Source organism: Kineococcus gurbantunggutensis, from assembly GCF_050871925.1.
Taxonomy (GTDB): domain Bacteria; phylum Actinomycetota; class Actinomycetes; order Actinomycetales; family Kineococcaceae; genus Kineococcus.
This window is the reverse complement of record NZ_JBJLSG010000230.1, coordinates 1-5584: the sequence shown is the minus strand read 5'-3', so window position 1 is coordinate 5584 and position 5584 is coordinate 1. Positions and strand designations below refer to the sequence as shown.

Genomic DNA, 5584 nt, shown 5'->3' with positions numbered 1-5584 from the left:
CCCCCGGCCGGGGACCCCGGCCGGGGGCGTCGTCGTGCGGCGCGGCGCCGCCGATGTCCGTCCGTGCCCGGACCGGGCCCCGCGCACCCCCCGAGCCTGCGCCGACGTGCCCGGTCGTGTGGTTCTGCGCCGGCCGTTTCCCGCTGCGCCGCAACGCTCCTGCGGCTCGTCGCCTTCGTGTGTCCGACGGTGCGCGCATGGGGTAGCGTGCGCGCCCTGCGCAGTCAGCAGCCACTGCGCGGGGCGCCTGGGAGCGCGCGGGCTCGGTGCTGAGCGCGTGCGCCGACCCGGACCCGTGCCCTCGCCGGGCGCGGGGGCGCCGGTGCCCGGCGTCGACGCGGGGGAGGGCGGCACGGCGTCCGCGCTCCCCGGATCAGGAGCTGCACGGTGGTGGTCGACGGTCCCCGGCGGGCCCCGGTGCCGGACGAGCTGGCCGGCGTGCTCGCGCGGCTGTCCGGGGTGCTGCTGGCGGAGCTGACGGTGGAGGCCGCCCTCGGCCTGATCGCCTCCCTGGCGCGCACGGCGCTGCCCGGCACCAGCGCCGCCGGCGCCGTCCTCGTCGACGAGCACGGGCGGCGGACCTGCGCCGCGGCCACCGACCCGGTCGCCGAGCGGGTCGAGGACCTGCAGCACGAGCTGCGGGAGGGACCGGGCCCGAGCGCGCTGGAGTCGCGCCGGCCGGTGCGCGTGCACGACCTGGCCCGCGAGACGCGCTGGCCGCGCTGGACGTCCGCGGTGCACGGGCTGCCGGTGCGCACGGCCCTGTGCGCGCCGATGGTGGTGGCCGGCACCTGCCTGGGGGTGGTCGGCGCCTACGGCGGGCACCCGGGCGCCCACGACGAGCGCTCGGAGCGGGCCCTGACCGCGCTCGCGGAGCAGGCGGGCGTCCTCGTCGCCAACGTGCAGAGCCTGCAGACCGCCCGGCGCCTGAGCGAGCAGCTGGAGCAGGCGCTGCGCACCCGCGACACCATCAGCACCGCCAAGGGCATCGTGATGGCCCGCGAGGGCCTCAGCGAGGAGTCCGCCTTCGCCCACCTCGTCCGGCGCTCCCAGCGCAGCGGCCGCAAGCTGCGCGAGGTCGCCGAGTCGGTGGTCGAGTCGGTCCCGCGGCGCGGGCGCTGAGGGGGCCCGCGTGGGCACCACCGGCGCCGGCCGCCCCGCGGACGCCGCCGCGCCCGCCGCGACCGCCGCGCCCGCCGTGCAGCGCGCCCACCTGCTGCTGGCTTCGCTCGACCTCGCCGCCACGCCGCTGCCCGCCGTGCTGCAGCGGGTGGCGGTCCTGGCGCGCGACTGCGTGCCCGGCGCCGACGAGGCGTGCGCGGTCCTCGTGCACGACGGGGCGGTGCACGCCGCCTTCAGCGGTCCGGCGGCCGCGGCCCTGGACGAGCGGCTGCACGGGCCCGGCCCGTGCCTGGCGGCCGCCGCGTCCGGCGCCACGACCGTCCTGGACGACACCGCCGCCCCGGGCCGCCACCCCGGCTTCGCCGCGCTCGCGCACCGCCACGGCGTCTCCAGCGTGCTCGCGCACGGCCTGCCCGTGACCCCCGGCGTGCAGGCGGCGCTGGCCCTGTACGGCCGTCGCCCCGGCGCCTTCGACGACCCGGCCCGCGCCCTGGTGGGCGAGTTCGGCCGGCGCGCCGGGACGTGCCTGGCCAACGCCTGGGCGCTGCGGGTCGCCGCGTCGCGGGCGCGGCGGTTGCAGCACGACCTCGCCTCCCGCCTGCTCGTCGAACGGGCCGTGGGCGCCGTGGCGACCGCCCGCCGGTGCGACGCGCGCACCGCGGACGCCCTGCTGCGCGCGGCGGCGCGGCGCGCGGGCCGCCGGGTGCGGGACGTGGCCGCCGACGTCCTGGGCGGGCTCGACGTCCTGGGCGGGCTCGACGTCATGGGCGGGCAGGACGGGCCCGGCGGGCAGGACGCGCCCGGCGGGCGGGACGCGGCGCCCGCGCCGGTGGGCCTGCTGCTGTGCACGGCCACCGGCGTCGTGCTGGAGGCGGACGGGACCGCGCTGGAGCTGCTCGGCCACCGCAGGAGCGACGTGGTCGGCCGCGACCTGCACCGCTTCCTCACCTCCGACGAGCCCGCCGCCCCGGCCGCCTGCACGGGCCTGGCGCGCGGCGCGCTCGGGGCGGTGGCCCACCGGGCGCGGGTGCTGCACCCCGACGGCCGCTGGCGCGAGGTGCGCGCCACGGCCTCGCGCCCGGACGGCGGGGCGGACCCGCCCGCGCACCTGGTGGTGCACCTGCAGGACCTCAGCGCCCACGAGGAGCACGTGCGCCGGCTGCTGCACGCCGCCACCCACGACCACCTCACCGGCCTGGCCAACCGCGCGCAGCTCCTCGACGAGCTGCACCGCGCCCTCTCCGGGGCCCGGCGCCACCACCGCTCCGTCGCCCTGCTCTACCTGGACGTGGACGACTTCAAGGCCGTCAACGACACCCGCGGCCACGCCGCGGGGGACGTGGTCCTGCGCTCCCTGGCCGCGCTGCTGCGCACGGTGCTGCGCCCGGAGGACACCCCGGCCCGGCTGGGCGGCGACGAGTTCGCCGTCCTGTGCGAGGACACCGGTGCCGAGCAGGCGCACCGCCTCGCCGAGCGGCTGCGCGACGCCCTGGCGGGCTGGTCGCCGCCGGTGGAGGACCCCGCCACCGGCGCGCGCGCCGCGGTCGCGGTGGGCGTCACCGTCGGGGTCGCCGTCTCGCCCGACGGCGCCGGGCGCCACCTGGACGCCGCGCAGCTCCTGCACGCCGGCGACAGCGCCATGTACCGCGCCAAGCGGCGGCGGTGAGCGCCGCCGCCCGGCGCGGCGCCGCTCAGAGCGCCTCGACCGCGCGCGGGCGCTGGGGCTCGCCCGGCCGCTGCGCAGGCCGGCGCAGCCGCGCCACCAGCCGGCACCCGAGGTAGAGCAGGAAGGACACCGTCGTCACGTACGGGCTGATCGGCACCGTCGAGCCCAGCGCCAGCAGGGTGCCGCCCACGACCGCCACGACCGCGAACAGCACCGACAGCAGCGGCACCACGTACGGCGAGGAGCTCACCCGCAGCGCCGCCGCCGCCGGCGTCACCAGCAGCGCCAGCACCAGCAGCGCCCCCACCACCTGCACGCTCATCGCCACCGCCAGGCCGAGCACGAGCATGAACACCGGCGACAGCAGCCGCACCGGCACCCCGCGCGCCGCGGCCAGCTCCGGGTCCAGCGAGGCGAACAGCAGCGGGCGCCACAGCACCAGCAGGGCCAGCAGGACCACCGCGGAGATCACCGCCAGCGACACCAGCTGCGGGTCGTCCACCGCGACGATCTGCCCGGTGAGCAGGCCGAACTTGTTCGCCGCCCGCCCCTCGTACAGCGCCAGGAACAGCACCCCCAGCCCCAGGCCGAACGGCATGAGCACCCCCACCGCGGAGTTGTGCTCGCGCGCGCGGTTGCCCAGCACCCCGAAGAGCACCGCCGCCAGCACCGAGCCCACCAGGGAGCCCAGCACGACGTCCACGCCCAGCAGCAGGGCCGCCGCACCGCCGGCGAAGCTCAGCTCGGAGGTGCCGTGCACCGCGAACGGCAGGTCGCGCGCCATCACCAGCACGCCGACCAGGCCGCCGACCAGGCCGAGCAGCGCCCCGGCGTACAGCGAGTTGTGCACCAGCTCCAGCAGGGCGCCGTAGTCGCGGAAGTCGAACACGTCGCCCCAGCCCACCGAGGCGACCGACGAGGCCACCGAGGAGGCGATCACGAGACCTCCTCGCGGGCGTGCGGGTGCTCGGCGGGCGCGCCGGCGCCGGCGACGAGCACCCGCCCGCCCGAGCGCAGCACCTCCACCGGCGAGCCGTACAGCGACGACAGGGTCTGCGAGGTCATCACCTCGTCGGGCGGGCCGACGCGGAAGCGCCCGCCGGCCAGGTACAGCACCCGGTCCGCGTACGGCAGGACGGGGTTCACGTCGTGCGTGACGAACAGCACCGCCGCGCCCGTGCGCCGGCGGCACCGGTCCACCAGCGCCGAGACCGCGCCGGCGTGGTGCAGGTCCAGCGACAGCAGCGGCTCGTCGGCCAGCAGCAGCACCGGCTCGCCCACCACGCTCTGCGCCACCCGCAGCCGCTGCTGCTCCCCGCCGGACAGCCGCCCCACCGGCTCGCGGGCGTAGGCGGTGGCGCCCACCGCCTCCAGGACCTCGTCCACGCGGCGGTCCGCGCGCCGCGAGGGCAGCAGCGGGCCCCAGCGGTGCCCGTCCAGGCCCAGGCGCACGAAGTCGCGCGCGCGCAGCGGCGTGGCCGGGTCCAGCGACTTCTGCTGCGGCACGTAGCCGATGCGCCGGTCCCCGCGCCGCGCCGGGCGCCCGGCGACCTCCACGGTGCCCGCGCGCAGCGGCTGCTGGCCCAGCACGACCTTCAGCAGGCTGGACTTGCCCGCGCCGTTGGCGCCCAGGACGGCGACGAACTCCCCGGGGGCGACGTCCAGGTCCAGGCCCGACCACAGCCGACGCCCGCCGTGGGCCAGCTCCGCGCCGCGCAGCCGCAGCACGGGCGCCGCGCCCGCCTCCGCGCCCCTCACGCGCGCAGCGCCGCCGCGACCGCGTCCGCGTTCGCCGTCATCCACGTCACGTAGTCCTGCCCCTCGGGGAGCGTCTCGGTCACCGGCACCACCGCGACGCCGGCCGCGCGCGCCGCCGCCAGCACCTGCTCGGTCTGCGGGCCGGTGGTCTGCTCGTTGTAGACCAGCGCCTCCACCTGCCCGCCGGTGAACAGGTCCAGGGTCTCGCGCAGCGCCGCGGCCGGCACGTCGTTCTCCTCCTCGATCGCCTCGGAGAACTCCTCCGGCGTGACGTCCTCGGCGCCCAGGGCGTCCAGCAGGTAGCCGGGCACGGGCTCGGTGACGGCCACGCGCGCCCCGCGGGTGGCGCCGGCGTCGCCGGCGATCCGCTGCTCCAGGCCGGCGAGCTGGGCGTCCAGGGCGTCGGCGCCGGCGGTGAACGTGGCCGCGTCGTCCGGGGAGGCCTGCACGAGCGCGGCCTCGACCGCGTCGGCGACCTTGCGCACCGTGGCCACGTCGTACCAGACGTGCTCGTTGAACTCCCCGGTGGTGTCCTTGCCGGAGACCTCCACGGCGTCGACCACGACCGGGTCGGCGTCGCCGGCGGCGTCGAGCATCGTGTCGACGAAGTCGTCGTAGCCGCCGCCGTTCTCGATCACGACGTCGGCGCGCGAGAGCTCCAGCTGGGTGCGGGTGTTCGCCTCGTAGGAGTGCGGGTCCGCGGAGGGGTCCGACAGGATCGAGGTGACGGTGGCCGCGTCGCCGGCGATCGCGGAGGCGATGGCGCCGTAGACGTTCGTGGAGGCGACGACGGTGACGGCGTCGTCGGCGGCGGGGGTGGTGGCGCTGCCCGTCGCGGCGTCCTCCCCGCCGCAGGCGGCGAGGCCGAGGGCGGCGGCGAGGGCGGCGGCGAGGGCCAGGGGCTGGCGGCGGCGCATGCTCGTCTTCCTGACGATGGGAACGGTTGTCGGGAAGGGTAACCCCGTCGGCCCGGTGCCCCGGGCCACCAGCACCCCGCCCGGCTCAACCCAGCCCCGCCCCACCCCCGCCCCACCCCTC

At 78.5% G+C, this 5584-nt stretch carries 5 protein-coding genes; 2 read left to right on the top strand and 3 right to left on the bottom strand.

Features of this window, described 5'->3' with window-relative positions; all coding sequences use genetic code 11:
• Positions 1 to 387 precede the first annotated feature (387 nt).
• Together ACRYR7_RS23875 and ACRYR7_RS23870 are read left to right on the top strand one after the other, a co-directional pair.
• Positions 388 to 1122: an ANTAR domain-containing protein gene (locus ACRYR7_RS23875; protein ID WP_432574756.1), complete on the top strand. Its 735-nt coding sequence runs from the start codon at positions 388 to 390 to the stop codon at positions 1120 to 1122.
• A 10-nt stretch (positions 1123 to 1132) separates the two neighbouring features.
• Positions 1133 to 2788 (top strand): GGDEF domain-containing protein, encoded by a 1656-nt coding sequence (locus ACRYR7_RS23870; RefSeq protein WP_432574755.1) that lies wholly within the window; start codon positions 1133 to 1135, stop codon positions 2786 to 2788.
• 25 nt (positions 2789 to 2813) lie between these two features.
• Here the strand turns inward: ACRYR7_RS23870 and ACRYR7_RS23865 are convergent, their stop codons facing one another.
• Genes ACRYR7_RS23865 through ACRYR7_RS23855 form a run of 3 tightly spaced genes read right to left on the bottom strand, consistent with a single transcriptional unit; the run spans position 2814 to position 5463 of the window.
• Entirely contained in the window at positions 2814 to 3728 is a 915-nt protein-coding gene (locus tag ACRYR7_RS23865) for a metal ABC transporter permease (RefSeq protein ID WP_432574754.1), read from the bottom strand.
• A complete protein-coding gene (locus tag ACRYR7_RS23860) occupies positions 3725 to 4546 on the bottom strand; it encodes a metal ABC transporter ATP-binding protein (RefSeq protein ID WP_432574752.1) in 822 nt (273 codons plus the stop codon). Before ACRYR7_RS23860 ends, ACRYR7_RS23865 begins: the two co-directional genes overlap by 4 nt.
• Positions 4543 to 5463 (bottom strand): metal ABC transporter solute-binding protein, Zn/Mn family, encoded by a 921-nt coding sequence (locus tag ACRYR7_RS23855; RefSeq protein ID WP_432574751.1) that lies wholly within the window; start codon positions 5461 to 5463, stop codon positions 4543 to 4545. The genes ACRYR7_RS23860 and ACRYR7_RS23855 overlap by 4 nt, the downstream gene beginning before the upstream one ends.
• Between the last annotated feature and the right edge of the window lie 121 nt (positions 5464 to 5584).